Consider the following 25,407-nt stretch of genomic DNA (forward strand, 5'->3'; position numbering starts at 1 on the left):
GCACGGGTGGATCTGGACGCGTACGTGCTGGACCGCGCCGGCGAATGGGACCGGATGGAGCAGCTCGCGCGGCGTCGCCGGCTCACCGCGGCGGAGGCCGACGAGCTGGTCGTGCTCTACCAGCGGGCCGCCACGCACCTGTCCGTGCTGCGCCGCCGCTCCCCCGACCCGGTCGTGCTCGCCGACCTCTCCCGCCAGCTCATGGCCGGCCGCGCGGCGATCAATCGCGGTCAGGGCTTCGCGTGGCGTGCGATCCCGCGGTTCCTCCTGCGGACGTTCCCGGCGCAGCTCTACGAGACCCGCCGCTGGTGGATCACGCTAGGCGTCCTGCTGATGGCCGCCGGAACCGCGCTGACCTGGTACATCAACGCCTACCCGCAGGTCGCCGCGCACTTCCTCAACGAGGACCAGATCGCCGATCTGGTCGGCGGCGACTTCGTCGGCTACTACAGCGAGTACCGGCCGCAGAACTTCGCGGGCCAGGTCTGGACGAACAACGCCGTGCTCACCGCCCAGTGCATCGCCGCCGGGGTGCTGATCCTGCCGGTGTTCTACCTCCTCGGCGTGAACCTGCTCAACATCGCCATCACCGGCGGCGTCCTCTTCGGCAACGGCGCCGGCGACACGTTCCTGACCTACCTCGCCCCGCACGGCCTGCTCGAGCTGACCTGCGTCTTCATCGGCGCCGCGGTCGGCCTCCGGATCGGCTGGGCGTGGATAGCCCCCGGCCCGGCCCGCACCCGACGCCAGGCGCTGACCGATCGAGCACGCTCCGGAATGCTGATCGCTATCGGTCTGGTTCCGGTGTTGGCCGTAGCCGGCCTGCTGGAGGCGTACGTCACCCCCTCCACGCTGCCGCCGGCAGCGCGCATAGGTCTCGGTGCCCTGGCTTGGCTCGCCTTTGTCGCTTACGCACTGCTACTGGGCCGGGCGGCCCAGTCACGCGGCGCTCCGGACGAAGGCGCGGGCTACGAGCTTCCCCAGGCCTGACCCCATCGGTACGAGGTGAACACCCGGCTTCGTGCCGGCCGCCGATCTGATCTGGCCGCTGCGCGACGCCGGCCTGGACGCCGGGTTCTGCCCGGCGACAGGTCAACCAAAGCTCCGCTCGCGGGACCGCCCCACTCTCAAGATCGGCGCGACGACCAGGTGATGCACCCTTGAGTTCGGCGCGCACGGTGGCGTGGCCGTTCCCGCACGACATTCGCTAGCCGGAGATCACCGCGACTTTAGGCTTCCTAGGAGGCTAGGTCGCATCCTCCTGCGCGCACCTCGCCGGCCGGCAGCGCCACCCCCCGGGCACCACCGCGTAGAGCTCCAGCCGCGGGAGGTCGAGCCGCACACCGTCTTCTAGGGAATCGACTGCCCGATCAGGACGGCCAGGTCGTCCTCGGTGACCTCCTGCTGCAGGAACACCACCCGGTAGACGAGATAACCCATCCACGCGTGCGCCGTCACCACGACCGGGAAACCCTCCGGCACCTGACCGTTCCGGACACCTCGCTCGAGGATCGCCACGATGCCCTCGAACCACGGGTGCAGGATGTCCCGGAGATCCGCCACGCCCGCCTCGCCGCGCGAGCTCATCGCGCCGGCGACGACGCTGGCGTCGCCGTATTTCGTGAGGGTGCCGAGCATCGACGCGAGCTGGGCGGCGGCATCCCGGGAGAGTGACCCGGTGTCGGGGATCCCGGCGGGCGCCAGGCGGGACCGGACCGCGTCGGTGATGACCGCGACCGCGCTCGTCACCGGCGGAGCGAGTGGCATCGGCCGGCAGACCGCGCTGCGTCTCGCGGCCGAGGGTGCGGCGGTGGTGGTCGCCGACGTGCAGGACGGCCCGGGCGCCGCGGTGGTGGCCGAGATCGAGGCGAACGGCGGCACGGCGCTCTTCCTGCACCTCGACGTCACCTCCGAGGAGGCGTGGGCGTCGGCGGTGGAGACGGTGGAGCAGCGGTGGGGACGACTCGACATCCTCGTGAACAACGCCGGCCTCGGCCACGCCGACACCCTCGAGGACACCTCGCTCGCCCTCTACGAGAAGGTCGTCGCGGTCACCCAGACCAGCGTCTTCCTCGGCACGAAGGCGTTCGCGCCGCTGCTCAAGGCCGCCCCGGCCGCCTCGGTCGTCAACATCAGCTCGATCTTCGGGGCGTCCGGCGGCTTCGGCACCTCGCCGGCCTACCACGCCGCGAAGGGCGCGGTCCGCACGCTCACGAAGAACGTCGCGGTGGAGTGGGCGCCGCTCGGCATCCGGGTGAACAGCATCCACCCCGGCTTCATCGAGACGCCGATGATGGGCGACACCGACCAGGAGCCCTACGTCGCGACCACGCCCCTCGGCCGCGTCGGCAAGCCGGAGGAGGTCGCCGCGGCGATCGTCTTCCTGGCGAGCGACGACGCCAGTTTCATCACCGGCGCCGAGCTCTTCGTCGACGGCGGCTACATCGCCCGCTGAGTCCCGCCGTGGCCGCCCTTCTCCGGGAGAGCGCGGCCACGGCCGGCCCGAGCGGCTTGCTCCGTGACCTCATCCGGGTCTCACCCGGATCGAGCAGTGATGTGTCACTCCGTCCGGGAAGGGTTGCGGCCCGCCGGATCGGGGCGTTGGCTGGGACGAAAGTGCTCCGGGAATTCCTCCACCCGGCGAGGCCAGCATGATCAAGACGGCGACGAACCGATGCCCCGACACCGGGATCACCACGATCTCACTGGCGGGCGAATTGTCCCAGTCCGGCGCGGAGACGGCTCGGTCGGTGATCGCCACGGCGGTGACCGAGTGCCCCACGGCCGTCCTCGTCGACCTGTCGCGGGTGTCCGACGACGACGCGAGCGTGCTCAAGGTGTTCCCGGCGATCACCTACGAGGCGCAGAGCACCTGGGGCGTGCCGGTGCTGCTCTGCGAGGCCGGCCCGCGGCTCAGCAGCGACTTCGACGCGGTCCGCGGCGGCGTGGCCCTCTACGAGCATCGGGCGAACGCGGTCCGGGCGGTCCGCGCGTACGTCCCCCGCTGGGTCACCGGCTGGTTCCCGCCGGTCGTGGAGAGCGCGGCCGGCGCCCGCGCCCTGACCGCCGACGCCTGTGCGCGGTGGGGGCTGATGCATCTGCGGGACACCGCGCAGCTGGTCGCCTCCGAGCTGGCGGCGAACGCGGTGGTGCACGCCCGTACCGAGTTCGAGACGATCACCGCGTACACCGGGCGCTATCTGCGGATCGCCGTCCGCGACGGCAGCCCGGACACGGTCGTGGCGGCCGGCGACGGGCGCGGCCTGCGCTTCGTCGAGGCGGTCGGCACGCGCTGGGGCGTCACCGGAGTGCCCGACGGCAAGATCGTCTGGACCCTGCTGCGGGCACACCGGTGGTGAAACGACGCCTCAGAACGACAACATCCCGCTGACCAGCGCCTGCCAGGTCATCGGCCCGACGATCCCGTCCACCGCCATGCTCGGCACGTCGGCGCGGACGGCCTCCTGGAATCCGCGGACCGCCGCCTCGGTCTCCGGCCCGAAGATGCCGTCCACCTGCGGCGCCTGCGACGGATCGCCGGACAGGTTGCGGAACTGGAACTCCTCCTGCACGCCCCGCACCGCGTCGCCCTCCGACCCGCGCCGCACCTCCACGATGAGCGCCGACCAGGTCTGCGGTCCGACGATGCCGTCGACGGCGAGTTTCCGCGCCTTCTGGAACGCCCGCACCGCCGCGTCGGTCTTCGGCCCGAAGTCGCCGTCGGCGGCGATCGACTGCCCGCGCGCCCGCAGCAGGTACTGCAGCGTGACGACGGGATGTCCCTTGTCGCCCTGCCGGGTGAGCGGCCAGGGGCTCAGAGTGCCGGCCATGGTGATTCCCCCTTCCAACGAGTCCCCGACGACACTCCGGCACGTCGCGGACAGCACTCAAGCCTTGATCTGACAGAAGGCCGAGCAGCAGGGCCGGCGGCGGCCAGGCCGGCCGCCCGCGGAGAAGATCCCGCTATAGCCTCGGACCCATGGCACAACGACTCGTCAGCGTCTGGCAGCCCTACTTCCTCGGCGGCGACGACGACGGCGCGGTGATCGCCGCCGCCGCCGAACTCGAGGACCTCGGATTCCACCGGCTGTGGTTCTCCGCCGGTTTCGGACACCACGTCCCCGCGCGCTTCCGTCAGGTCCTCGACGGCACGACCCGGCTCGGCGTCGCCACCGGCATCCTCAGCATCTGGCACTCGGAGCCGGCCGAGGTGGCGGCCTACACCGCCGAGACCGATGACGCCCATCCAGGACGGTTCCTGCTCGGCCTCGGCACCAGTCACGCGGTCCTGGTCGACAAGACCACCGCGAGCGCATACCGCCGCCCGTACTCGAAGATGGTCTCCTATCTCGACGGCCTGGACGCGGCCGGGCAGCGGCCGGAGAGCCGCATCCTGGCGGCGCTCGGCCCGCGGATGATGGAGCTGGCCCGGGACCGCGCGGCCGGCGCCCACCCGTATTTCACCACCGCCGAGCACACCGCCGAGGCGCGTGGCATCCTCGGCGCCGGCCGGTTGCTGGCGCCCGAGGTGGCGGTGGTCCTGGAGCCGGACGAGCAGCGGGCACGCGCCGTCGCCCGGCAGTACACGGCCGGCTACCTGACGCTGCCGAACTACGTGAACAACCTGCGCCGCTTCGGCTGGACCGACGAGGACCTGGCCGGCGGCGGCAGCGACCGGCTCGTCGACGCGCTGATCCCGTGGGGCTCGCCCGAGAGGGTCGCGGCCGGCGTGGATGCGCACTTCGCGGCGGGCGCCGACGAGGTCGCGGTGCAGGTGCTCACCGGCGGTGAGCCGATCTTCCCGGCCGAGGCGTTCCGCAAGCTGGCGGCGGCCCTGATCTGACCTTCACGGGGTGTCTCGCAGGCCACAGCGGGACCCGAAATATCGACCCGGGCGGATCGGTTGTGCGGGATGTTCCTTTGGGAGGCAGTCATGAAGAACGGCATCCACCCCGTCTACCGGCCCGTCGTCTACCGGGACCGCAACGCCGACTACGCGTTCCTGACCCGCTCGACGGCCTCGAGCGACAAGACGATCGCCTGGGAGGACGGGAACACGTACCCGGTCGTCGACGTCCAGATCTCGGCGGCCAGCCACCCGTTCTGGACCGGGCGCACCCGGGTGCTCGACACCGCGGGGCGCATCGAGAAGTTCCGGGCACGGTACGCCAAGTTCGGCAAGTAGCGCATCCGCTGCCCACGGCCGCTTCCCCTCGCGGGGAGGCGGCCGTGTCGTTTTCCGGCACACCTTGCCACCGCATAGACGGGTCTCTATTCTCGCCAGGAAAGCGCTTTCCCCCCGCTTGAAGGCGCTACCGCCATCCCCACACGAAGGTGAGAGATCGATGAGAAGACCCGTCGCCCTCCGCTGGACGGCCGCGGCAGCGACCGCGATCGCGAGCGCCGCGATCGCGGTGGCCCTGCCGTCGGCGCAGGCACTGGCCGCGGACAACCTGAGTCTCGGCGCCGGCGCCGACGGCTCCAGCAAGGCCAGCGGCACCAGCTACGGCAACGTCCGGGACGGCAACACCGGCACCTACTGGTCACCGGCCAGTGCGACCGGCTACGTCTCGGTGAAGTGGAGCAGCGCCACGACGGTCTCCTCGGCCGTCATCAAGCAGGCGTCGGGCGGTGGCTCGATCAGCGCCTGGCGGGTGCTCAACGCCGACAGCGGCAGCGTCCTGGCCACCGGCAGCGGCAGCCCGAGCACCATCGCGTTCTCGGCGACCTCGCTCAAGAAGCTGACGTTCGAGATCACCGGCGCGTCCGCGGCGCCGCGGATCGCCGAGTTCGAGACGTACAACGGCGGCTCGACCCCGACGAGCAGCCCGACGTCGAGCCCGACCAGCAGCCCCACGGCCGGCCCGACCCCGACCGGCGGCACCGGCACCCCGACCGGCGCCTGGCCGTCGTCGGCCGGCTCGGTGAAGATCACCGGCACGGTCAGCGTCTCCGGCACGTTCGACGGCGGCATGAAGACCTACTGCTGCATCGGCGACGGCTCGCAGAGCGAGTCCCAGGACCCGATGTTCAAGATCGCGAATGGCGGCACCCTGCAGAACGTCATCATCGGCTCGCCGGCCGGCGACGGCGTGCACTGCGAGGGCACCTGCACCATCCGCAACGTGTGGTGGAACGACATCGGTGAGGACGCCGCCACCTTCAAGGGCACCGGCGGCGGCACCAGCTACGTCATCGGCGGCGGCGCGCGGTCCGGCAGCGACAAGACGTTCCAGCACAACGGCAACGGCACCGTCAACATCTCCGGCTTCTACCTCAGCGGTTCCGGCAAGCTCTACCGCGGCTGCGGCAACTGCACGAACTCGTACCAGCGCCACGTGCGGATCGACAACGTGCTGCTCAACGACATCGACATGGTCGCCGGCATCAACAGCAACTGGGGCGACACGGCCACCATCACCCGGGTCACCCTGACCAACAGCTCGAGCGCCACGGTCTGCGGCAAGTACCAGGGCGTCGCCAAGGGCAGCGAGCCCAAGTACCTCGGCGAGGGCTGGAACGACGCCAACTGCAAGGTCAACAAGAGCGACATCACGTACCGGTAGGCCGCAGGGGCGCCCGCCTCACGCGGTGGGCGCCCCGTGGCAGACCGCCTCGAGGTTGATGCCGTGCGGGTCCAGCACGAACGCGCCGAAGTAGTCGTCGTGGTACTCGGGATGGACCGCCGGCTCCAGCAGCGAGGTGGCGCCGGCCGCGAGCGCGGCCCGGTGGAAGACGGCGACGGCGTCGCGGCTGTCCACCGTGAACGCCAGGTGCATGTTCGAGCCGACGACGCCGCCGTCGATGAGCCAGAAGTACGGCTTCACGCCGGCCAGCCCGAACCCGGTCATCGCGGTCGGCTGGTTCGGCGTGGCGCCCGGCGGGATCTCGAGCATCTTCGTGATCCCGATGGCGGACAGCACCGGCTCGTAGAAGGACACCGCGGCGGCGAGGTCGGGCACCGCGATGTTGAGGTGGTCGATGCGCGAACCCGAGCGATCAAGAGTCATGCCACCACGATGCCCGGCATGGCGGACGGATAGCGGCCGCGATGCTCATCAAGGAGCCGTCATCGGTAGCCGACGTGGACGACGAGGTTGCCGCCGCGCACGGTGCCGCCGATCGACACGTACGCCGGGTCGGTCAGCGTGGGCGACTCGGTCCGCTCCTCCTCGATCCCCATGGCGGCCGCGAGTTCCTCCGGCGACCGGCCGGGCTCCGGCGCCACGGTGATCTGCCACCAGCACCCGCCAGAACCGCACTGCCTGCTCTGCTCCACGACGGTCGCCCCGGCCGGGATCTCCGGGATCCGGGATTCGGGCGGCATCGCCCCCTCGCCGCCGGTCACCAGCAACGTCAGGAACCAGCCTCCCCAGCAGCAGGCCAGCACCCCTGCCGTCAGCGACGCGCCCACCAGCAGGCGGCGCCACCCGATCCGCGATCTCACGCCGCCACGCTAACCGCCTCGATCAAGACGGTGCGTGCGAGCGCCGTCCCGATCACGAGGGCACGAGCGACCGCCGCCGCCGCCGCCGCCGCCGCCGAGGATGGTGGCACGCGCGACCGCCGGCCGCGACCCCGGCTCAGCCCCGCCGCCAGCGGAACTGCTCGGCGGGATGGCCGCGCCACTCCAGCACGCCGGTCCGCACCAGGGCGAGCAGCATCCCGCGCAGTTCGTGGCCGAGCGGGTCCCCGGCCCAGAAGACGTGCCGCACCTCGGCGAACGGCCGGCCGCCGAAGACGCCGATCGCCTGCCCGAGCAGGAACTGCGCCCCGTCGGAGTCGGTCCACTCGGTCAGGGTGGTGGCGAGCGTCGTGCCGGGTTGCGGCGCCTGATAGGCCTGCGGCACGGCATATCCGGGCGGGGCGTAGCCGGGCGGGGCATAGGCGGACGGCGGCGCGGAATGGGCGGGCGGGGCATAGGCGGGCGGCGGGTAGTGGCCCGGAACCGGATAGGGCCCCGGCGGCGCGGGAACCGACGGCCCCACCTCCCGCTCGACCACGGCATAGACCTCCGCCACCGTGATCCCGTAGCGGGCGGCGATCCCGTCCACGTCGTGCCCGTCCCCGAACTCCGCGACGATGCGATCGTCCCTGCTCTCCTCGACACCCACCCCGCCACGCTAACCGGCGAGATCCACGCGCGCCGGGATCGAGGCATGCTGTTCCCATGAGCGAGGAGATCCGGCGGTTCTGGTCGGGGCTCGGGCTGCCCGGGCTGATCGACGTGCACACCCACTTCATGCCGGAGAACGTGCTGCGCAAGGTGTGGGACTACTTCGACGCGACCGGCGTCTGGCCGATCACCTATCGCGACGGCGAGGCGGAGCGGACCGCCACGCTGCGGGGATTCGGGGTGCTGGCGTTCACGGCGATGCTGTATCCGCACAAGCCGGGCATGGCGCGCTGGCTCAACGACTGGGCCGTGGATTTCGCCGCCCGCACGCCGGATTGCCTGCACACCGCGACGCTCTTTCCCGAGGACCAGGTTCAAGGGTACGTGGGGAAAGCCGTCGACGCCGGCGCCCGCGTCTTCAAGGCGCACGTGCAGGTGGGCGGCTACGACCCGGCCGACGACCTGCTCGACCCGGCGTGGGGCCTGCTCGCCGAGGCCCGGATCCCGGTGGTGATCCACTGCGGGTCCGGGCCGGCGCCGGGCGCGCACACCGGCCCCGGGCCGATCGCCGAGGTGTTGCGGCGGCATCCCCGGCTGCGGCTCATCGTCGCGCACATGGGCATGCCGGAGTTCTCCGACTTCCTCGGCCTGGCCGAACGGTACGCGGAGGTGCGGCTCGACACGACCATGGCGTTCACCGACTTCACCGAGGCGTTCATGCCGTTCCCCCGGCACGAGCTGCCCCGGCTGGCCGCGCTCGGCGACCGTGTCCTGCTCGGATCCGACTTCCCCAACATCCCGTACCCGTACCTCCACCAGCTCGAAGCCCTGGAACGGCTCGGCCTCGGCGACGACTGGCTGCGCGCGGTCTGTCACGACAACGCGGCCACGCTGTTCGGCCTCCGCCCCGGCTCCGGCACGAAAAGAGGATGAACCCGCGGCACCCACCTGGTGTACTCATAGTCAGCGGACCGGTGCTGAGAGTCATCCGAGGCCTTGGCGCCGGACGCTTCGAATCCCTCCCGGGCGACTGTGACTTTTCCCCACTATCCACTTTCGGAGCTATTCACGTTTCGGCGGCGTTTCTAAACTCTGATTCCCGCTGCCGGAATACGTTGGAGTACTCCGTTGGACATCGCCCTCATCCTCACCGGCGCGCCCGGTTCCGGCAAAGGCACCCAGGCCACGCACCTGGCCCGCCGCCACGACCTGCCCCACCTGTCCACCGGGGACCTGTTCCGCGACCACATCACGCGCGGCACCGAGCTCGGGCGAACGGCGCGGAAACTCATCGACGCGGGCCATTACGTGCCGGATGAGCTGACCAACGCGATGGTCCGCGACCACATCGAGCGGCACGCCCCGGACGGCCGGATCATCCTGGACGGCTATCCCCGTACGCTCGCCCAGGTCGAATTCCTGGACACCCTGCTGACCGGGCTCGTCGTCGTCAACCTCGTGGTGGCGCAGGCCGAGTTGCAGGACCGGCTGGAGCGCCGCGGCCGCAGCGACGACCTGGCCGACGTGGTCCGCCAGCGGCTGGCGATCTACGCGAAGGAGAGCGAGCCGGTCCTCGCGGCCTACCGGGAGCGCGGCCTGCTACACGACGTGGACGGTTCCGGCGACCTCGACGACATCGGCCGCCGCATCGACGACGCGCTGTCGGTCGTGCGGGGTTAGCCGGTTTCAGCCTCGGTTCTCAGCCCCGCAATGATCGGTATCGGTGGACCGCTTCCGATCGGGAGCGGGCTCCCAGCCGTACCATCAAAGCTCTCATATAGGTCTTCACGGTCTGCTCGCTGAGCCCCAGCCGGGCGCCGATCTCGGCATTCCGCAGCCCGATCTCCGCCAGCCCGATCACCTCGCGCTGGCGGGGCGTCAGAGGATCCGCGACGGTGGCCCGCGGACGATCGATGAGCTGCAGCAACTCCTGCCGGGTGACCGGGTCCGCGGTGCTGCCGGCGATCTCCCGCAGCCGCTCGCTGAAGTCCCGCACCGAGATCGCCAGCGACGCGGCCTGCCCCTCCGCGGCCAGCGCCGACACGATCTCCGGTGTCAGCGCCTCGCCGTCGCGGGTGCCGGCGTAGAGCAGCCCGCGCACATGACTGCCACTCATCAGCGGCACCACCGCCAGGCCGACGATCCCCTCGCCGAGCACCGGCTCGTCGTAGTCGTGCGTGATCCCCGGCGCCCGGTCGTAGCGCGGCAGCGCCAGCAGCCGCTTCTCGACGAGCGCCTTGCCGCCCAGCCCTCGCTCCCGCCGGATCACCAGCGAGCTCAGCGCCGACGTCTGCGCGCCGATGCTCACCGTGACCGGCACGTCGTCAGTCCCCACGCCGCCGAAGATGAGCGGAATCCCCGGTTGCCGGGCGAGGTTCCGGGCCGCCCGGGCCAGCAACTCCCCGTCGTTCTGCCGCAGCACGAACAACCCCCTCCGATCGACGACGCTGCGATCAGGATGGGCCATCGCCCGGCCGGAAGTACAGGACGCCCCTCGCCATAGGCCGTCAAGCGTCCTAGGAATCTAGGACGAAACCCTGATCCCCGGCCGATCCGGCCTCACGCCCCAGCCGTCCTAGGGGCGGTGAAGAGGGCGTCAGAACGTCACCTTCAGGGTGAGCCATGCGGACGGGGTGAGCGGGTCGTCGGCGTCCACGACCGCCGGCAGCCGGACGCCGCCGGGGAACTCCTCCGCCACGGCCAGGCCCTCGACCTTCCACGGACCGGCCGGGCCGGGTGGGATCTCGGCGACCGCCAGCACCCGGGCGTCGTCCAGCAGGGCCAGTGCCGAGGCGATCACCGGGCCGTCGTCGATCGCGTTGGGGGTGTCCTCGGCGGCGGCCGAGACCAGGATTCGGCCGTCGGGCAGGGTAACGGCGTCGGTGATCGCCGGTGGCACACCGTTGACGGTGCTCAGGTCGTACACCTGGGGGTTGTCGCTCTTGATCTGGTTCTCATCGGTCGTGAGCAGGGCGCTCAGCGGAACGTCGGCGCTGGCGGACGGGATGCCCGCGGCGGTGTTGCCGCGCTGGAACCAGCGCACGGTGCCGTCGCGGAGGCAGGCGCCCTCCAGGTTCAGCTGCGACTCGGGGATGCCGAGCGTGGCGGCCACCGATCGGTAGACCGGCCGGCGATCCGCGACCGTGAAACCACCGGTCGTCACCACCGACGCCCGCATGCGCGCCGCCGTCGAACCCGAGCCGAGCAGCAGCACACCGCCGTCCGGAAGAGCGCAGGCCGACTCGAAGTCCGGCTTGAGATGTTTCGTGCCGGCCGCCTCGGTGAACTCGTCGAGCCCTTCCACCGGATCGATTACCCGGATCGGGGTGGCCGTGCCGCCGCGCAGCCAGGCCGCGTGGGTGGTGTCGTCCTGGACGACGAGCCAGCCGTCGCCGAAGGGCGCGATCGCCGACGCGGCCCGGACCGGAGAACCGTCGCTGAACCGCAGTGATGCGGTGGCTTCGACGACTACGCGCATGGGTTCATCCGATCACACGGTCGTCGGGGTGGGTAGCTCGTTCAGCCAGGCGGCCGGCGCGGCGCGGAACTGATCGTCCACCGGGACGGCCGCGTGCCGCAGGGCTCTCCGCCAGGCGGCGGCCCGGGAGACGCGGGCCACCCGGCAGGCCAGGGTGACCGAGCGGCGGAGCGTGGCGGGAGAGGCGAGGCCGGTCCACGGCTCCAGGTAGGCGTCGCGGAGGTAGGGCAGATCCTGAGCACCGCCGAAGGTGTCGTGCATGACGTTGAGCGCCACCAGGAGGGAGCCGAACGGATGGGCGACGCCGGCGTCGCCCCAGTCGAAGAAGCGCAGGCCTCCTCCTTGATCGGCTCGGCTCGGGGCGTCGAACACGTTGTCGTCGTGCAGGTCGTCGTGCTGGATCGTGGCGGGGATGCCGTCGGCGGCCAGCTCCGCGCACCACTCGCCGAACTCCGGGATCAGGTCGCGGACGGCCGGGTCGACGTCCTTCCGGATCCTCGGGTCGTCGAGCAGGGCTTCCAGGGTCGCGGGGAGGGTGTGCGGCCGCTGGTCGGGGACGCCGAGGGCGAGGAGATCGGCCCCGTGGGGCGCCGTCGATCGCTGCAACTCGGCGTAGGCGGTGAGCATCCGCGTCCAGGTGGCGATCCGGTTCGCGGCGGTCGTCGTCGCGCGCAGGGTCGGGCCCGCGTCGGCGGTCAGCAGCCAGCCCCGGGCCGTGTCGGTGGCCAGCGGCGCCAAGGTCATGCCGGGGGCGATGCCGGTGAGGGCCACGGCGAGCGCGGCCTCGTAGCGGCAGCCGGTGACGTTCGCCTTGAACCACCGTGGCCCGGCCGTCGTCGGCGCGCGGTGGGTGACGGACCAGGGGCGTACGCGGAACCGCTCGATCGGGCCGATGACCGGGGTGCCCAGGGCGGCGAGCCGGTCGGTCGTCCAGGCGTCCGCGGCGGCACGCCAGCCGGGGTCGTTCCAGTCGTCGTCGCGCACGGCCTCATCCATGGTGGACCACTGTTGAAGTGCCGGTCAGCTCCACCACGGTTCCCCCGTCACCTCGTTCGATCAGGTCCAGCACGACCGCGACCACCTCGGCCGGCGGGATCAGCGGGACGGTGCCGCCCTGCCGCCGCCGGTGACGATCGCGATGCGTGTCATGGCGGGACCACTACCCGGCCGGGCCGTCCGGCGAATCGGCGAACTGTCATGTGATCGTCATCGCTTCGAGGATTGCCGGACCCATCGGTTGGGGATGCTGGATCAACTGACATCGACATCGACGGGGGTGATGGGCATGGCAGCGCCGATCGGGGCACCGGATGTGCCGGCCGACGTACGGCTCACGGTGGCCGACGTGGCGACGGTGGTCCGGGTGGACGGAAGCGTCGACCTCGCGGTCGTCGACGAGCTGCGGGCGGTCCTCGACGAGGCGGTCGTGCTCCGGCCGTATGTGATCGTCGACCTGACCACCGCCATGGCGATCGACTCGCTGGGTCTCGGAACCCTCATCCGCACACGCAACGTGGCCCGCCGTGGCGGCGGGGACGTGCTGCTCGTCGGTCCGTCGCCGTTCCTCCGCACGATGCTCGGGGCGTTGCGGGCGCACACGGCGTTCGCCGTCTACGAGACGGTTCCGCAGGCCATGAGCGCCGCTCACCGTCGCCCGTCCCACGCCGGTTGAGCTTTCGTCGGCCTGAGCCGGACTGATGACCGCGAAACGCGGTCGGCCCGGACTGATGACCGCGAAACGCGGGCGGGCCGGACATTCCGGACCGCCCGCTCTCTAGTCCTGCTGCGTGTCGCCGGCGCCGGTGCGCTGCTGCGCCGTGTCCACACCCTTGTCGATCTGGTCCGAGTACTTCTGACCGGTCCGCTGATCAGCCTGGTCACCGGCCTTCTCGAGACCTTCGTCGACCTGCTTGTCGTGGTCGTCCGCGAAATCCTTCGCCTTGTCCAGGAAACTCATGGTCTCGGTGTGCCCCGCACGGTCCACCCCAAACGGCGTCGTCACGGAAGCGTCATGGAGTTGCGGAGCGATCTTCGCGAAAACCGGTGATGCTGGCGCGGTGCTGCACGTACCATCCGACGACGACGGTCCCGACGCCCGGCTGACCCGGCGGGTGGCCACCAGGCTCTACGCGGAGCCACGGCTGCTGGGCGAGACGATCACGGTGAACGTGCAGAACCGCGTTGTGGACCTGGCCGGCACGGTCGGCTCGATGTACGCCCGGATCACCGCGGCCGATCTGGCGCGCTCCACCCCCGGCGTGGTGGACGTGTGCAACCGGCTGGAGCTCGCCCGGGTGGCCGACGTGAGCCTGCTGCCCGACGAGTTCGACGCGATCGTCGCCCGCTGGGATGAGCAGCCCGATCCCCCGGGCGGCACCGAAGCGCCCGGGAACGCGGCCGAAGCGACCGGGAACGCGGCCGGGGCGACCGGGAACGCGGCCGAAGCGACGGGAAAGGCGGCCGGGGCGGAGAGTGCCGATCCGGCTCAGACGTTCCGGGTGGGGGCGGCGATCACCGCTTGCATCGCGGTCGTGTTGTGGGTCGTCGCCCTGCCCGAGCTCGGCGCGGCGGCGTTGCTGATCGTGGTGCCGTTCGTGGCTACCGCACTGGCCCTGCGGTATCTGGCCCGCCGCCTGTCATCCAGAAGCGACTGACCCACCGGCGGGGACTTCGTGGTGTGGGGACTGAGAGGAGGAGGGCGCGACCACTCACTCAGGTCGCCCGGCGCGGGAGCGCAGCGACTCCGCGCCGGGCCCTCGGCGTGAGCGACGGTCCGCACCACCCACCCCGCTGCGACATCAGGCTCTTGAACTCGACGGTTGCAGGGCTTCGGCGATGGCCAGCCTCGCCGCTTCGCGCAGGGCGTCGCGGTCGGGGAAGGCGGACGGGTGGAGGGGTGGGAGGACGTCGACGCGGACGTCGATGCGGTCGCGAAGGATGACGCCGTTGCGGGGCAGGGCCCGGCGGGTGCCGTGGACGGCGATCGGGATGAGCGGGACGCCGTGGCGGACGGCCAGGTCGAAGGCGCCGTCCTTGAAGGCGCGCAGTTCGCCGTCGGTGGTGCGGGTGCCCTCCGGGAAGATCATGACCGGGGAGCCGGCCGCGAGGAGGCGGTCGCAGTGGGCCATCATCTCGCGGACCGAGGCGCCGCTGCCGCGCACGAGCGGGACGTAGTCGTTGAGGCGCATGTTCCAGCCGATCACCGGCACCCGGAAGATCTCCTGTTTGGAGACCCATTTGAACGGGCGGAAGAGCGCGAACAGGACGAGGATGTCGATGAGCGAGGCGTGGTTGGCGACCAGGACGGCGGCGCCGCGCCACGGCAGCGTGTCCCGGCCGTGGACGCGGAGACGCCAGAGCGGGTTGACGTAGACGTAGAAGGACGCCCACGCCGACGAATACAGATGCAGCGCCACCCGCCGGCGGTCGAAGGGCAGCGTCACCACGAAGACGAGCAGCGCCCCCAGGAAGAACACCGGGCAGGTGAGGACGATGAACGCCCAGTAGAGGACCGAGAAGATCCGGAGCACCCCGTCATTGTGTCAGCTGGGGCGCAGCAGCGTGATGCGGCGTGCGCCCAGCTCGGTGACGTAGAGGTCGCCGGTGGTGCGGCTCTGCGTCACGTCGAGCGGCTGGTTGAAGCCCGCCACGACCGTCCGGCGGTTGGTGAGCGCCCCGCCCGGCGCCACGTCGAACATCTGGATGTCCTGGCCGTCGGAGTAGCGGACCACGAGCAGTTTGCCGTCGAGGGCGCCGCCCCGGTACTCGACCGCTCCGTTCGCCGAGGCGTGCAGCCCGGCGTCGTGGATGCCCGCGAGGTCCAGGTTGGGGTCCGGGGCGGTTCCCGCCGGATAGCCGTTCACCTGGAACGGGTCGGCGCCGCCGGTCGGGTTGCCGCCGGCCAGGATCCACTCGCAGCGGGACGGGTTGGGGTGGCCGTAGTAGCGGCCCGGCTTCACGTCGAACACGTAGTCGGTCTCCGCCTGCGGGTTCGGGCGCAACCCGGCCACGACCGGCCCGGTGTAACCGCCGTCCACGCGACGGGAGCAGGACGCCGGCAGCGGCGAAGGCACGTCCGGGGTGTTGCCGCCGGCGGCCGAGCCGTTGGTCGGCACGTAGAGGTGACCGTTGCGGTGCCAGACCAGGTCGTAGGCGTTGCGGACCCCGGTGCCGTAGAGGGTCAGCGGCGCCCCGGGCGCATAGGGGTCGTAGGTGCCGCCGTCCTCGGTCTTGACGTCCAGCGGCAGCGACGCCGGCAGCTTCGCGGGGTCGAGGCGGAGGATCGCGGCGGTGAGCAGGCGCTCCGGCCGGTCGCGCCAGGCGGCGTCCGGCGCGCCCATCGCGTTGTTGGCGCCCTGGCTGATGTAGAGCGCGCCGTCCGGCCCGAACGCGACCGAGTTCGTCTCGTGGTCCTTCACCGAGCGCGGCAGGCCGGTCAGCACCGGGGTGTACGTGCCCAGGTCGGGGCCGGTCAGCCGGGCCAGCACGCTGGAGAAGTCGGGCACGTCGTAGGTGCCGGTGAACGGGTGGTTCGAGGTGATCCAGAGGATCGGGTTCGCCGCCGTCGAGGCCGGGTCGAAGGCGAGGCCGATGATCGTGCGGTTCTGCACCGTGTCGATCGTGGCAGGGGTACCGAGGGTGCCGTCGGCGGCCACCGGGTAGCGGTAGATCCGGCCGTTCAGCGTGGCCGCGTAGAGCCGGCCGTCCGGGCCCATCGTCACGCTCGTGTAGTCGGCCGCGACCCCGCCCGAGGTCACCTTCGTGAACGCCGGGCCTCCGCCGCTCGCCGCCCCGGTCGTGAAGACCATCGAGTACGGCGCGAACGCGTGGCCCTCGACGTCGGTGACCGCCGCGGTGATGTCGAGGCGGTACAGCGTCCCGGCGGCGAGCGGCGTCAGCGGGGACGCGTTGACGACGTCTCCCCCGCCGCTGGTGATCGCGTTGGTCGGGACGGTGGCGCCGTCGGCGACCCGGGTCAGCCGGACCGCCGCGCCGCCCAGCGACTCCGGGTCGACAGCGCCGGACGGCAGCACCAGGTCGGCGACGATGCTGGTGGTCGTCGCGAGGCCGGTGGACAGGTTGGCCGGGCTGATCGCGCGGACCGCCGGGATCGCGCCCGCCGCCGGGACGCTCGCCACGTCGACGTAGTGGAACTTCGTGTTCGTGCCGGCCTTCGGGCTGAGCGTGAGCCGGCCGTCGGTGACCGATACGGTCCGGGTCGCGGTCACGTGCTTCGCCGAGGCGGCGGGCCGGAACGCCGCCACCGCGTTCTGGTCCTCGACGTTGAGGTAGTGGACGCTGTCGGTCGCCGTGCCGCTGTCCCCCACGGCCGCCGTCACCGTGTAGAGCCCGTTCGGGACGGCGATCTCCCAGGCGCCCGCCGGCTTGCCGCCGGCCTGTGCATGCATGAGGCGCGTCAGGCGTACGTCGGAAGCCGTCGTGGCGCCGCGGTCCCGCCCATTGCCGACCAGATTCAGCGGACCCCCGTCCTCCAGGTCGATCCAGCCGTAGCCGAGGGTGCCGAAGGCCTGGCCGTAGTCCTTGAGATACCCGGCCGGCGGCGTGCTCGCCTGGTCGGAGAAGGCGACCTTCGCGGTGAACGCGACAGGCGTGGCGGTCCGCGGCTGGGAGCGCGCCGACTCGTTGCCGGAGGCGTCGACCGCGCTGACCGTGTAGGTCCGCGCGGTCCCGTTGGCGGCCGTCGTGTCGGTGTAGGCGGGCGCCGTGACCAGCCCGGCGCCGGAGATCAGGGTGCCGTCCCGGTAGACGCGGTAGCCGAGCAGGTCGGCGGCGGTCCCGGCGGTCCAGGTCAGGGCCACCTGGCGGTCACCGGGGGCGGCGGCGAGGCCGGTCGGCGCGGGCGGGGCCGTGGTGTCGTCGACGACCCGGCCGATCGTGAGCCGGGTCAGCTTCGTGTTCCGGCCGCCCACGGCGTCGACGGTCAGCATCCCGTCGGTGACCGGGACCGTGACCGAGCCGGTGAGGAACTCCCGGGAGGCCGCCGGCGTGAAGTGGTCGATCGCGGTCCGGCCCTCGGCGCGGATCACGTGGACGCTGTCGTACGACGGCTGGTCGCCGGCCGTGGCCGTGACCGTGTACGTCCCGGGCGGCACCGCGTACTGCCAGGCCCCGGCCGTGAGGACGCCGTTCGTGCCGCCGACGTCGCCGTACTGCAGGTGGATCAGCGTGTTGTCGAGCGGGTCGACGCCGGCCCGGGCGCGGTTACGGGTGTTCGCCGCGAGGTCGAGCGGCGTGGGCGTGGACTCGGTGGCGGTGTCCTGGCGGATCCAGCCGAAACCGCGGGCGGCGGTCCACGCGGCGCCGGTGTCGGCGGTCCAGCCCGTGGGCGCGGCGGTGCCGGCCGGCCGGAAGTCGATGCTCGCGACCGGGGTGGTGGCGGCCGCCGCGGCCGCCGCCGTCGCTGTGGCCGCTGCTCCGGCCGGCGCCACGGCCAGCGTCGTCAGAAGGATGCCGGCGGCCAGGGCCCGGGTTCTCATGCCGCTCAGCATCACATCGATCGGCGTCGACTCTCCTCCACTATGGATGATCGGCGGGCGCAAATGTCCGGGCCGCCGCCTGTCAAGGGTCCCTCCGGTTGGCGCAGGTCACCTACGCTGCCCCCATGAAATTGATCAACGGGGTCGGGGCGGGTCGCCGGATCAGTTCGCGCCGGGTGGCGCTGACCGCCACGTTCCTGTCCCTGGCGGCCGGCGGGACGGCGGCCTGCGACGCGGCGTCGGGACCCGAGTCCTCGTCCCCGCCGGCGGCCCCTTCCCGGCCGGCGATCTCCATCGAGCCCTCTGCCAAGCCTTCCGCCAAGCCTTCTGCCAAGCCGGCGGCCTCTTCCAAGCCGGCCCCGACGCGGGCCGCCACCTCCAGTCCCACGCCCGCCGCTCCGGTGGACGGCGAGGTCTTCTACTGCGCCGACTACGACGGCGAGATCGTCGAACCGGACTACTGCGTCGACGACGAGACCGGCACCTACTTCCTGTGGCACTCCCCCGGCTACCCCCGCGGCCTCCCGACCGGCGCCCGCCTCGACGGCGGCGACTACTTCTCCGCCTCGGACGAGGAGAGCCGCCGCGCCTTCAAGCTGCCCGCCGCCGGCCCGGTCACGAACGGAACCGTCAAGACCAACGTCGTGGGCCGCAGCAGCACCGGAGGCACCTCACTGAGCGGGATAGGCAGCATCGGCGGCGACAGCTCGGCCGGCGGCTGACCCCACCGGCGGCCTCTCCGCGGGCGCCCGATGGCGCCCGGCCGGCCGGGCCGCCCGTCCGACCCCGGCAGCGCTTGCGGCGGATTTGCCCCAACCCCGGGCCGGTCGGCGATTACCATCGGCCACGTGTCGGAAATTTCGGGATTCGCGCCTTATCCCGCGTCTCACCACGCACCCCACCCCGCCTTCGGCGCGACCCCGCCCCGGCCCCGGCCGCACCGCCGCCCGCTCATCATCGCCGCCGCCGCGATCGCCGGCGTCCTGCTCGCCGGCCTGGCCGTCATCGGCGTGACCCGGCTGATGACCGACACCCCGCGGACGGCGGTCGAGGACTACTTCGCGGCCCTCGCCGACGGGGACGCCGAAGCCGCCCTCGACCTGGTCTTCCTCGGTGACGAGATCGACGCCGCGCAGCAGCCGCTGCTCACCGCTGAGGCGCTGGACAAGCGGTACCGCCCGCGGCACGTCGAGATCGGCGAGGTCACCGACGCCGATCCGGCGATCGGGCGGCGCGCCCGGTTCGTCGACGTCCGGTACACGGCGAGCGGCTCCACGGTGAGCCATCGGCTGCTCGTGGTCCAGGACGACGACGACCACTACCGGCTGCGGGCTCCGTTCGTGACGATCGTGCTGGCGAACGCGAAGGGCCGGGCCGTGACGGTCAACGGCGTCGACATGCCGGCCCGCACCGACGTGGTGGGATTCCCCGGCCTGTTCCGGGCCGAGGCCGCCGGGAACGCGCTGCTCACCGCCGCGTCCGCGACCGCCCTGCCGACCGTCGCCGACCAGGCCGCCTACGTCGCTCCGCTCGACCTCGGCACCCCGGCCCTGGCCGGCGGCGCCCACGACCGGATCGCGACCGAGGTGCGCGGCACGATCGACAGGTGCGCAGCCACCACCACGGCGCAGACGCCGGGCTGCCCGTTCGCGCTCACGGTGTGGGGGCAGATCACCGCAGTGACGTGGAGGGTCCGGAAATATCCGGAAATATTGGCGCAGCCGGCTGCCGCGACCCTGTTCGGCGCCGCCGACGGCGTGACGATCACCGACGACGGCGCCGGCACGGTCCACTGGTCGGCCACCTACACCGACCCGCAGGGCGCGAAGCGCACCGAGAACGGCGACGCCCCGTTCCGCGTCAACGGCGTCGCGCGAGCGTCGGCCACGGGCATCCAGATCACCCTCGGTTGACGATCGTCAACCCGCCCGGAGCACCAGCACCACGATGAGGACCGGTGCCAGGTTGACGACCCGTGGCCGCACCCGCCGCCGGCCGTAGTCGGGAAGCGAGCCGACGTCGGCAGCCACCGAGCAGCACCCCGGTCGGGATCGCTGCCGAACGACGTCTCGAGCGCCCCGGCATCGACGCGAACCAGCCGCTCCGGCGTCACGACGAGGCTCGCGGCCGGCTCGGCCGGGCGTCGCGCGGGCTCGGTAGGACGGCCAGCCAGGCCTGCTCGCTGTAGGTCGCCCGGATCTCGGCCTCCCCCAGCAGCGCCGCGAGCTGGTCGCGCGTGAAGAAGTGGTGCGCCGCCGAGCCGAGCAGCCAGACGTTGATCGCCCCGACGGCCAGCAGCGGCAGGATGATCCGCCCCAGCGAGAGGACACCGCGGTCGCGGACGTGTTCGCGCAGGATCGCTGTCACGCCGGCCCCGGCCCGCGGCGTCGTCACGATCAGCCGGCCGCCCGGTGCGAGGCGGCTCTTCAGCACGGCCAGCGTCCGTTCCGGATCAGTGACGGCGTACAGCACGTTGCCGCAGAGGATCACGTCGAACGCGCCCGGCACCTCGCGCAGATCGCCGTCGAGGTCGGCGCGCACGTGCGTCACCCCCGGATTCTTGCGCCGGGAGCGCTCCAGCATCACCGGCGACAGGTCCACCGCGACGATCTCGCCGGGTCGTCGCGCCCGCACCGCCCGCGTGAGGTTGCCGGTTCCGCAGCCGGCGTCGAGCACCCGCCCCGGCTGGAGGGGCACCTCGCCGACGATTTCACAAACCATTCTTTCGTACGGGCTGAGCCGCGCGACGACGTCGTAACAGCGGGCGTAGACGTCCCACAGGAGACGCCTCATCGCCCCGGCCGATCGTCGAAGAAGGCTGCCACCCCGTACAGAAGATCTCGCCTGGAAAGATCCTGAGCCGCATCCCCGGCCGCCCGGATGCGCGTGGTGAAGCCGTCGACCAGCCCCGACGCCGGATGGACGACCACGCCGGGCAGCACCGACGGGTGCAGATCCCGCGCGCGGACGACCGCGGGGCTCACCACGATGCCGCCCTCCAGGAAGCGTTCCAGCGTGGCCCGGACCGGCGGGACGACGTTCATGACCCACAGCCGCTCGCCGCGGTCGACGCTGTCGTGGTACATCGCGCGGTAGAGGCCGAGGGTGACCTCGGGGGGCGTGCCCGCGGCCTTGGCGGCGCCGGACGCCTCGACCACGCCGTCGCCGCCCCGCGCGATCTTCGTGGCGACCGCGACGAGCCGGCCGCCGGCGGAGCGGGCCCCGAACCACCGCGCCGGCGCGCCTCCGGCCCGGTCGTGCCAGGGCAACCAGCCTTCGGCGGTGAGCGCTTCGCGCGGCAGGTGGCCGTACCGGAGATGGGCTCGACCCTGCAGCCGCTTGGCAGCGGCGATCGCGGCCGGGTCGGTGAGCACGCCACATCGATAACGGGCACGGGGCATCGGCCGATGGCATCACACGTCGTCAAATTCTTTGATCATGGGGAAGACTGGGGGCAACCACCGTCCGACCTCAGGAGTGACGTGCCCCGCATCGCAGTGACCGGCGGCAGCGGCAAACTCGGCCGTGCCGTCGTGACGGACCTGATCCAGCACGGGTACGAGGTGCACAACCTCGACCTCGCCCCGCCCGCCGAGCCGCTCTGCCCGCACACCCGTGTCGACCTGACCGATTTCGGCCAGGTCGTCGGTGCGCTGACCGGGGTCGACGACCGGTACAGCGGCGTCGACGCCGTGGTGCACCTGGCCGCGATCCCGGCGCCCGGGCTGAGGCCGAACGCCGCCATCTTCGCCAACAACATCACCTCCGGCTACAACGTGTTCGCGGCGGCCCGGACGGCCGGGATCAAGCGGGTGGTGTGGGCGTCCAGCGAGACCCTGCTGGGCCTGCCGTTCGACACCCCGCCGCCCTATCTGCCGGTGGACGAGGAGTACGCGGCGCGGCCGGAGACCTCGTACTCGCTCGCGAAGCACCTCGAGGAGCAGATGGCCGCCCAGTTCTGCCGCTGGGATCCCGAGCTCACGGCGGTCGGCCTGCGGTTCTCCAACGTGATGGAGCCGCACGACTACGCGGCCTTCCCGGGCTTCGACGCCGACCCGCGGCAGCGGATCTGGAACCTCTGGGGCTACATCGACGCCCGGGACGGCGCCCAGGCGGTCCGGCTCGCGCTCGGCTACGACCGGCCCGGCGTGGAGGTCTTCGTGATCGCCAATGCCGACACGGTGATGAGCCGCCGCACCGCCGACCTGGCCGCCGAGTTCTTCCCGGACGTCCCGGTCACCCGGGAGCTGGGCGAACACGAGACGCTGCTCTCCATCGGGAAGGCCCGCCGGCTGCTCGGCTACGAGCCGCGGCACAGCTGGCGGGACGCCTGACCTTCAGTCGGGTCACCGGCCGCCGATAGGACCTGCCCCGGCCCACGAGGAGGAACTATGGCGGCCACAGCTGCGGACATCCTGGTGATCCACCACCACGACGACCACATCAGCCGGTACGAGGAGGTCACCTACTGCGCCTGGCGCGGCGGCATCACCGTCTACCGCGACGGCGCGGAGGTGGCCCGGCACGACGACGTGCTGAACACCCAGGCCTTGAAGCGCGCGGGCTGACAAGCCTTCAGGCGCTCCCGGCGCGCAGGCGCAGCACGTACGCGGCGGTGACCGCGACGGCCCGGTCACCGTCCGCCGCCAGCTCGACCAGGGCCTTCGCGGCAGCCTCCCCCGGAATCTCGGCCAGCGCCTCCGCCACCCGCCGCCGCACTCCCGCATCCCCGCCGCCCTGCGAGCCGCCGGCCGAGGACGGCGCCGCGCCGAGGCCGGCCGCCGACGCCAGGCCGGCCGCGATCCTCGCCGCCGTCTCCGGGTCGCGGGCGAGCACCCCCAGCGCGTCGGCGGCCTCGGTGTCGTTCACGCCCTCGGCCACCATCGCGACGAGCACCCCCGCCGTCTCCGGTACGCCGCGCGCCCCCAGCACGAGAGCCGCACAGCGCCGGACCACCACATCGGAGGAGCCGAGCGCCTCGCGCAGCACCGCGCCGGCCGCCTCGCCCGGTATCCGCGCGATCGCCTCGGCGGCCCGCCGCCGCACCCCGGCGTCCGGCGAGGCGAGTCCCTCGGTGAGCAGGGGCAGCGCATCGGCACCGGACTGCGCCAGCGCCCACCGCAGAGCGCCGCCCACGTTGATCTCGTCTTCGGTGAGCACCGCCCCGACGAGTGCTTCCGTCGGCGGCGTAGCCGAACCCGGACCCTGCGACGACAGCGCCGCCCGCTGCCGCCTCCCGGCGCTCTCCGACCCGAGCGCCTGCAGCAGCGCCACGATCCGCAGCACGTCGTCCCACCCGGCCGGCTCCGAGGCGTCGATCCGCCGCAGCCGGGTGAGGAGTTCGGTCTCGGCGGCGATCCGTTCCCGGGCACGCCCGATCAGATCCTCGACGAGCCCCGCCGGCGCGAACCCCGGATCGTCGAGCGCCCGCCCGACATCCCGCAGCGACAGCCCCAGCGACCGGAGGCTCTCGATGTGGAAGATCCGCCGGATGTCCGATTCCGAATACTCCCGGTACCCGGAACCGGACCTTCCGGTCGGCCGCACCAGCCCCAGCGACTCGTAGTGCCGCAACATCCGCGCGCTCACCCCGGACCGCCGCGCCACCTCACCGATCAGCAACCGTCACCTCACCGTCCTCGCCGGCGACCGATCAAACGTCCCCGGCAGCCGCCCCCGTCCGCTCAAGCCTGCCCGACGCCCGCCCCCTGCGACGACGGCTCCCCGGCCGGCGCCCCATCAAGGGCGACGATCCTTTTCGCCTCCTCGATCGCGAGCGCGAACCCCGCGTCCGGATCCCGCGCCAGCCTCTCGGTGGCGATCGCATGCTGCCGCACCGCCGGGTCCGGGTCGTTGCGCGCGGCCTGCAGGACCGGCAGGGCCGCGTCGGCGAGCGCCAGCAGGGCGCGGCTCAGGCTCAACTGCGTTTCCGGTACGCCGCGCCCGAGCTGTGGCCGCAGCCGGCCCGCCAGTGCCGGCCGCTCCGTGGCCGGCGCCAGGACGACGGCCGCCCGCCAGGCCGCGCGGGCCACCTCGTCGTCCGGGTCGGCGATCAGTTCCGGGGTGATGGCGGGCCAGGCCGCGGAGTCCCCGATCTTCGACAGGGTGTGCAGCGCCTGGCTCCGGGCCCGCGGGTTCGCCGACCGCAGCTCCTCGACGAGCCGGGGAACCGTCAGCTCCGGCGGATGCCGGGTGAGCGCCCAGGTCAGATTCTCCCGCACGAAGAAGTCCGGTTCGATCGCGCACCTGTCGACGAGGCTTCCGACGTACCCATGATCGGGGTTTGTCCCCAGGGCCAGGGCGGCTTGCAGGCGGGTGGACGGGTTCGCGCTCGCCAGGGCCTGGATCGCCCGCGTGTTCGTGGTCATGGGAACGAGTGAAGAGGTTGTCACAGTGTCAATGTCAAGCGTCCTTGCATACGCGTAACAGGGTGGTTACGCTTCACCTCATGGAGGAGCGGGCGGACCTCGACGCGGCGGCCGGGGCGATCGCCGATCCGGTGCGGCGGGAGATCCTGCTGATGCTGCACGCCGAGCCCCGCACGGCCGGGCAGATCGCCGGCGCCTTCGCGATCAGCAGGCCCGCCGTGAGCCGTCACCTCCGCGTGCTGCGCGAGGCGGGCCTGGTCCGCGACGTGGCCGACGGCCGCCGCCGCGTCTACACCCTCGTCGCCGGGCCGCTCGGCGACCTGTCCGGCTGGCTCGACCGGTTCCGCCGGCCGACCGCCTGGGACCGCCACTTCGACGCGCTGGAGACCGAGGTCCACCGCACCCGCCGCGCCCGCCGCGAAGCCACGTCCGATGATCAGAAAAGGGAGATCGCATGAGCCCCACACCGACCGGCCGGCTGTTCGGCACCGACCTCGTGCTGACCCGCACGTTCCGTGCGCCCATCACCGACGTCTGGGCCAGCCTGACCGAATCCGACCGCACCGCCCGCTGGTTCGGCCCGTGGGAGGGCGACGCCGCGCCCGGCCGGACGATCAAGGTCCAGATGATCCAGGAGGAGGGCAGGCCCTGGATGGACATGACCGTCGACGCCTGCGAGGCCCCACGCCGGCTGGCCCTCTCCGCGGTGGACGAGTACGGCGCCTGGCATCTCGACATGATCCTCACCGAGACGGCCGGCGTGACCGAGATGCGCTTCACCCAGCACCTGACCGGCGACGAGAACGTGGGCGAGGTCGGGCCCGGCTGGGAGTTCTACCTGGACGCGCTGGTGGCCGCGCACGACGGCGCCCCGCTGCCCGACTTCAACGACTACTTCCCGGCCATGAAGCCGTACTTCGAGGCCCAGAAGCCCTGAGCCGGGTCGAC

Annotated in this window: 31 protein-coding genes; 16 read left to right on the forward strand and 15 right to left on the reverse strand. The window is 72.1% G+C overall.

All coding sequences use genetic code 11. From position 1 onward, the window contains the following. The first annotated feature begins 6 nt into the window (after positions 1-6). Positions 7-990 (forward strand): stage II sporulation protein M, encoded by a 984-nt coding sequence (locus AB0G10_RS11380; protein ID WP_360918795.1) that lies wholly within the window; start codon positions 7-9, stop codon positions 988-990. A gap of 360 nt (positions 991-1,350) precedes the next feature. Here the strand turns inward: AB0G10_RS11380 and AB0G10_RS11385 are convergent, their stop codons facing one another. Beyond that, entirely contained in the window at positions 1,351-1,749 is a 399-nt protein-coding gene (locus AB0G10_RS11385; protein ID WP_360918797.1) for a TetR-like C-terminal domain-containing protein, read from the reverse strand. Here AB0G10_RS11385 and AB0G10_RS11390 point away from each other — a divergent pair. Then, positions 1,727-2,455, forward strand: coding sequence for a glucose 1-dehydrogenase (locus AB0G10_RS11390; RefSeq protein WP_360918799.1), 729 nt, complete (start codon positions 1,727-1,729; stop codon positions 2,453-2,455). The genes AB0G10_RS11385 and AB0G10_RS11390 overlap by 23 nt on opposite strands. A gap of 196 nt (positions 2,456-2,651) precedes the next feature. Next, entirely contained in the window at positions 2,652-3,359 is a 708-nt protein-coding gene (locus tag AB0G10_RS11395) for a hypothetical protein (RefSeq protein WP_360918800.1), read from the forward strand. A 9-nt stretch (positions 3,360-3,368) separates the two neighbouring features. Here the strand turns inward: AB0G10_RS11395 and AB0G10_RS11400 are convergent, their stop codons facing one another. After that, positions 3,369-3,830: a peptidoglycan-binding protein gene (locus tag AB0G10_RS11400; RefSeq protein ID WP_360918802.1), complete on the reverse strand. Its 462-nt coding sequence runs from the start codon at positions 3,828-3,830 to the stop codon at positions 3,369-3,371. Between the two features lie 149 nt (positions 3,831-3,979). On the opposite strand from AB0G10_RS11400, the gene AB0G10_RS11405 reads away from it, so the two are divergent. The 3 genes from AB0G10_RS11405 (at position 3,980) to AB0G10_RS11415 (ending at position 6,566) form a co-directional block, all read left to right on the forward strand. Beyond that, positions 3,980-4,843: a TIGR03620 family F420-dependent LLM class oxidoreductase gene (locus AB0G10_RS11405; protein ID WP_360918803.1), complete on the forward strand. Its 864-nt coding sequence runs from the start codon at positions 3,980-3,982 to the stop codon at positions 4,841-4,843. A gap of 90 nt (positions 4,844-4,933) precedes the next feature. Further along, positions 4,934-5,185 (forward strand): type B 50S ribosomal protein L31, encoded by a 252-nt coding sequence (locus tag AB0G10_RS11410; RefSeq protein ID WP_360918804.1) that lies wholly within the window; start codon positions 4,934-4,936, stop codon positions 5,183-5,185. A gap of 160 nt (positions 5,186-5,345) precedes the next feature. After that, positions 5,346-6,566, forward strand: coding sequence for a pectate lyase (locus AB0G10_RS11415; protein WP_360918806.1), 1,221 nt, complete (start codon positions 5,346-5,348; stop codon positions 6,564-6,566). A gap of 18 nt (positions 6,567-6,584) precedes the next feature. On the opposite strand, the gene AB0G10_RS11420 is transcribed toward AB0G10_RS11415, so the two are convergent. The 3 genes from AB0G10_RS11420 to AB0G10_RS11430 all read right to left on the reverse strand — a co-directional run bounded on the left by AB0G10_RS11420 (position 6,585) and on the right by AB0G10_RS11430 (position 8,114). Then, entirely contained in the window at positions 6,585-7,010 is a 426-nt protein-coding gene (locus AB0G10_RS11420) for a VOC family protein (RefSeq protein WP_360918808.1), read from the reverse strand. Positions 7,011-7,069: 59 nt separating this feature from the next. Beyond that, positions 7,070-7,447: a hypothetical protein gene (locus AB0G10_RS11425; RefSeq protein ID WP_360918810.1), complete on the reverse strand. Its 378-nt coding sequence runs from the start codon at positions 7,445-7,447 to the stop codon at positions 7,070-7,072. A gap of 136 nt (positions 7,448-7,583) precedes the next feature. Beyond that, on the reverse strand, positions 7,584-8,114 hold the full coding sequence (locus tag AB0G10_RS11430) for a hypothetical protein (RefSeq protein WP_360918812.1): 531 nt from the start codon (positions 8,112-8,114) through the stop codon (positions 7,584-7,586). 56 nt (positions 8,115-8,170) lie between these two features. Between AB0G10_RS11430 and AB0G10_RS11435 the strand changes: the two genes are divergently transcribed. Beyond that, entirely contained in the window at positions 8,171-9,049 is an 879-nt protein-coding gene (locus AB0G10_RS11435; protein WP_360918814.1) for an amidohydrolase family protein, read from the forward strand. Between the two features lie 195 nt (positions 9,050-9,244). Further along, on the forward strand, positions 9,245-9,796 hold the full coding sequence (locus tag AB0G10_RS11440; protein ID WP_360918816.1) for an adenylate kinase: 552 nt from the start codon (positions 9,245-9,247) through the stop codon (positions 9,794-9,796). Between the two features lie 19 nt (positions 9,797-9,815). Here the strand turns inward: AB0G10_RS11440 and AB0G10_RS11445 are convergent, their stop codons facing one another. From AB0G10_RS11445 to AB0G10_RS11455, 3 genes are all read right to left on the reverse strand, one after another. Then, the gene (locus tag AB0G10_RS11445; protein ID WP_360918818.1) at positions 9,816-10,538 is read right to left on the reverse strand and encodes a LuxR C-terminal-related transcriptional regulator; all 723 of its coding nucleotides are present in this window, start codon (positions 10,536-10,538) and stop codon (positions 9,816-9,818) included. A gap of 174 nt (positions 10,539-10,712) precedes the next feature. Continuing rightward, positions 10,713-11,594: a hypothetical protein gene (locus tag AB0G10_RS11450; protein ID WP_360918820.1), complete on the reverse strand. Its 882-nt coding sequence runs from the start codon at positions 11,592-11,594 to the stop codon at positions 10,713-10,715. Between the two features lie 12 nt (positions 11,595-11,606). Next, on the reverse strand, positions 11,607-12,590 hold the full coding sequence (locus AB0G10_RS11455) for a phosphotransferase (protein ID WP_360918822.1): 984 nt from the start codon (positions 12,588-12,590) through the stop codon (positions 11,607-11,609). Between the two features lie 289 nt (positions 12,591-12,879). On the opposite strand from AB0G10_RS11455, the gene AB0G10_RS11460 reads away from it, so the two are divergent. Next, positions 12,880-13,266, forward strand: coding sequence for an STAS domain-containing protein (locus AB0G10_RS11460; RefSeq protein ID WP_360918824.1), 387 nt, complete (start codon positions 12,880-12,882; stop codon positions 13,264-13,266). 102 nt (positions 13,267-13,368) lie between these two features. Here AB0G10_RS11460 and AB0G10_RS11465 read toward each other — a convergent pair whose 3' ends face one another. Beyond that, positions 13,369-13,551 carry an antitoxin gene (locus AB0G10_RS11465; protein WP_360920703.1) on the reverse strand — a complete coding sequence of 61 codons (183 nt, stop codon included), beginning with the start codon at positions 13,549-13,551 and terminating at the stop codon, positions 13,369-13,371. A 100-nt stretch (positions 13,552-13,651) separates the two neighbouring features. Here AB0G10_RS11465 and AB0G10_RS11470 point away from each other — a divergent pair, with 100 nt between their 5' ends. Next, positions 13,652-14,248, forward strand: a complete 597-nt coding sequence (locus tag AB0G10_RS11470; RefSeq protein ID WP_360918826.1) for a BON domain-containing protein — start codon at positions 13,652-13,654, stop codon at positions 14,246-14,248. A gap of 144 nt (positions 14,249-14,392) precedes the next feature. Here the strand turns inward: AB0G10_RS11470 and AB0G10_RS11475 are convergent, their stop codons facing one another. Together AB0G10_RS11475 and AB0G10_RS11480 are read right to left on the reverse strand one after the other, a co-directional pair. Further along, positions 14,393-15,124, reverse strand: a complete 732-nt coding sequence (locus AB0G10_RS11475) for a lysophospholipid acyltransferase family protein (protein ID WP_360918828.1) — start codon at positions 15,122-15,124, stop codon at positions 14,393-14,395. Positions 15,125-15,136: 12 nt separating this feature from the next. Further along, positions 15,137-18,091, reverse strand: a complete 2,955-nt coding sequence (locus AB0G10_RS11480; RefSeq protein WP_360918830.1) for an Ig-like domain-containing protein — start codon at positions 18,089-18,091, stop codon at positions 15,137-15,139. A gap of 125 nt (positions 18,092-18,216) precedes the next feature. Here AB0G10_RS11480 and AB0G10_RS11485 point away from each other — a divergent pair, with 125 nt between their 5' ends. Continuing rightward, the gene (locus tag AB0G10_RS11485; RefSeq protein WP_360918832.1) at positions 18,217-18,813 is read left to right on the forward strand and encodes a hypothetical protein; all 597 of its coding nucleotides are present in this window, start codon (positions 18,217-18,219) and stop codon (positions 18,811-18,813) included. Between the two features lie 126 nt (positions 18,814-18,939). Beyond that, positions 18,940-20,004: a hypothetical protein gene (locus AB0G10_RS11490; RefSeq protein WP_360918834.1), complete on the forward strand. Its 1,065-nt coding sequence runs from the start codon at positions 18,940-18,942 to the stop codon at positions 20,002-20,004. A 196-nt stretch (positions 20,005-20,200) separates the two neighbouring features. Here AB0G10_RS11490 and AB0G10_RS11495 read toward each other — a convergent pair whose 3' ends face one another. Continuing rightward, a complete protein-coding gene (locus AB0G10_RS11495; RefSeq protein ID WP_360918836.1) occupies positions 20,201-20,884 on the reverse strand; it encodes a class I SAM-dependent methyltransferase in 684 nt (227 codons plus the stop codon). Continuing rightward, a complete protein-coding gene (locus AB0G10_RS11500; RefSeq protein ID WP_360918838.1) occupies positions 20,881-21,492 on the reverse strand; it encodes a hypothetical protein in 612 nt (203 codons plus the stop codon). The genes AB0G10_RS11495 and AB0G10_RS11500 overlap by 4 nt, the downstream gene beginning before the upstream one ends. 81 nt (positions 21,493-21,573) lie before the next feature. Between AB0G10_RS11500 and AB0G10_RS11505 the strand changes: the two genes are divergently transcribed. Both AB0G10_RS11505 and AB0G10_RS11510 read left to right on the forward strand, forming a co-directional pair. Continuing rightward, positions 21,574-22,425: an NAD(P)-dependent oxidoreductase gene (locus tag AB0G10_RS11505; protein ID WP_360918840.1), complete on the forward strand. Its 852-nt coding sequence runs from the start codon at positions 21,574-21,576 to the stop codon at positions 22,423-22,425. Positions 22,426-22,482: 57 nt separating this feature from the next. Further along, the gene (locus AB0G10_RS11510) at positions 22,483-22,659 is read left to right on the forward strand and encodes a hypothetical protein (protein ID WP_360918842.1); all 177 of its coding nucleotides are present in this window, start codon (positions 22,483-22,485) and stop codon (positions 22,657-22,659) included. Between the two features lie 7 nt (positions 22,660-22,666). Here the strand turns inward: AB0G10_RS11510 and AB0G10_RS11515 are convergent, their stop codons facing one another. Continuing rightward, on the reverse strand, positions 22,667-23,713 hold the full coding sequence (locus tag AB0G10_RS11515) for a HEAT repeat domain-containing protein (RefSeq protein WP_360918844.1): 1,047 nt from the start codon (positions 23,711-23,713) through the stop codon (positions 22,667-22,669). Between the two features lie 62 nt (positions 23,714-23,775). Next, positions 23,776-24,459 carry a HEAT repeat domain-containing protein gene (locus tag AB0G10_RS11520; RefSeq protein ID WP_360918846.1) on the reverse strand — a complete coding sequence of 228 codons (684 nt, stop codon included), beginning with the start codon at positions 24,457-24,459 and terminating at the stop codon, positions 23,776-23,778. Positions 24,460-24,539: 80 nt separating this feature from the next. Between AB0G10_RS11520 and AB0G10_RS11525 the strand changes: the two genes are divergently transcribed. Beyond that, on the forward strand, positions 24,540-24,917 hold the full coding sequence (locus AB0G10_RS11525; RefSeq protein WP_360918847.1) for a metalloregulator ArsR/SmtB family transcription factor: 378 nt from the start codon (positions 24,540-24,542) through the stop codon (positions 24,915-24,917). Next, on the forward strand, positions 24,914-25,396 hold the full coding sequence (locus AB0G10_RS11530) for an SRPBCC family protein (protein WP_360918849.1): 483 nt from the start codon (positions 24,914-24,916) through the stop codon (positions 25,394-25,396). The genes AB0G10_RS11525 and AB0G10_RS11530 overlap by 4 nt, the downstream gene beginning before the upstream one ends. Positions 25,397-25,407 lie beyond the last annotated feature (11 nt).

The organism is Actinoplanes sp. NPDC023714, from assembly GCF_040639855.1.
Lineage (GTDB): Bacteria > Actinomycetota > Actinomycetes > Mycobacteriales > Micromonosporaceae > Actinoplanes.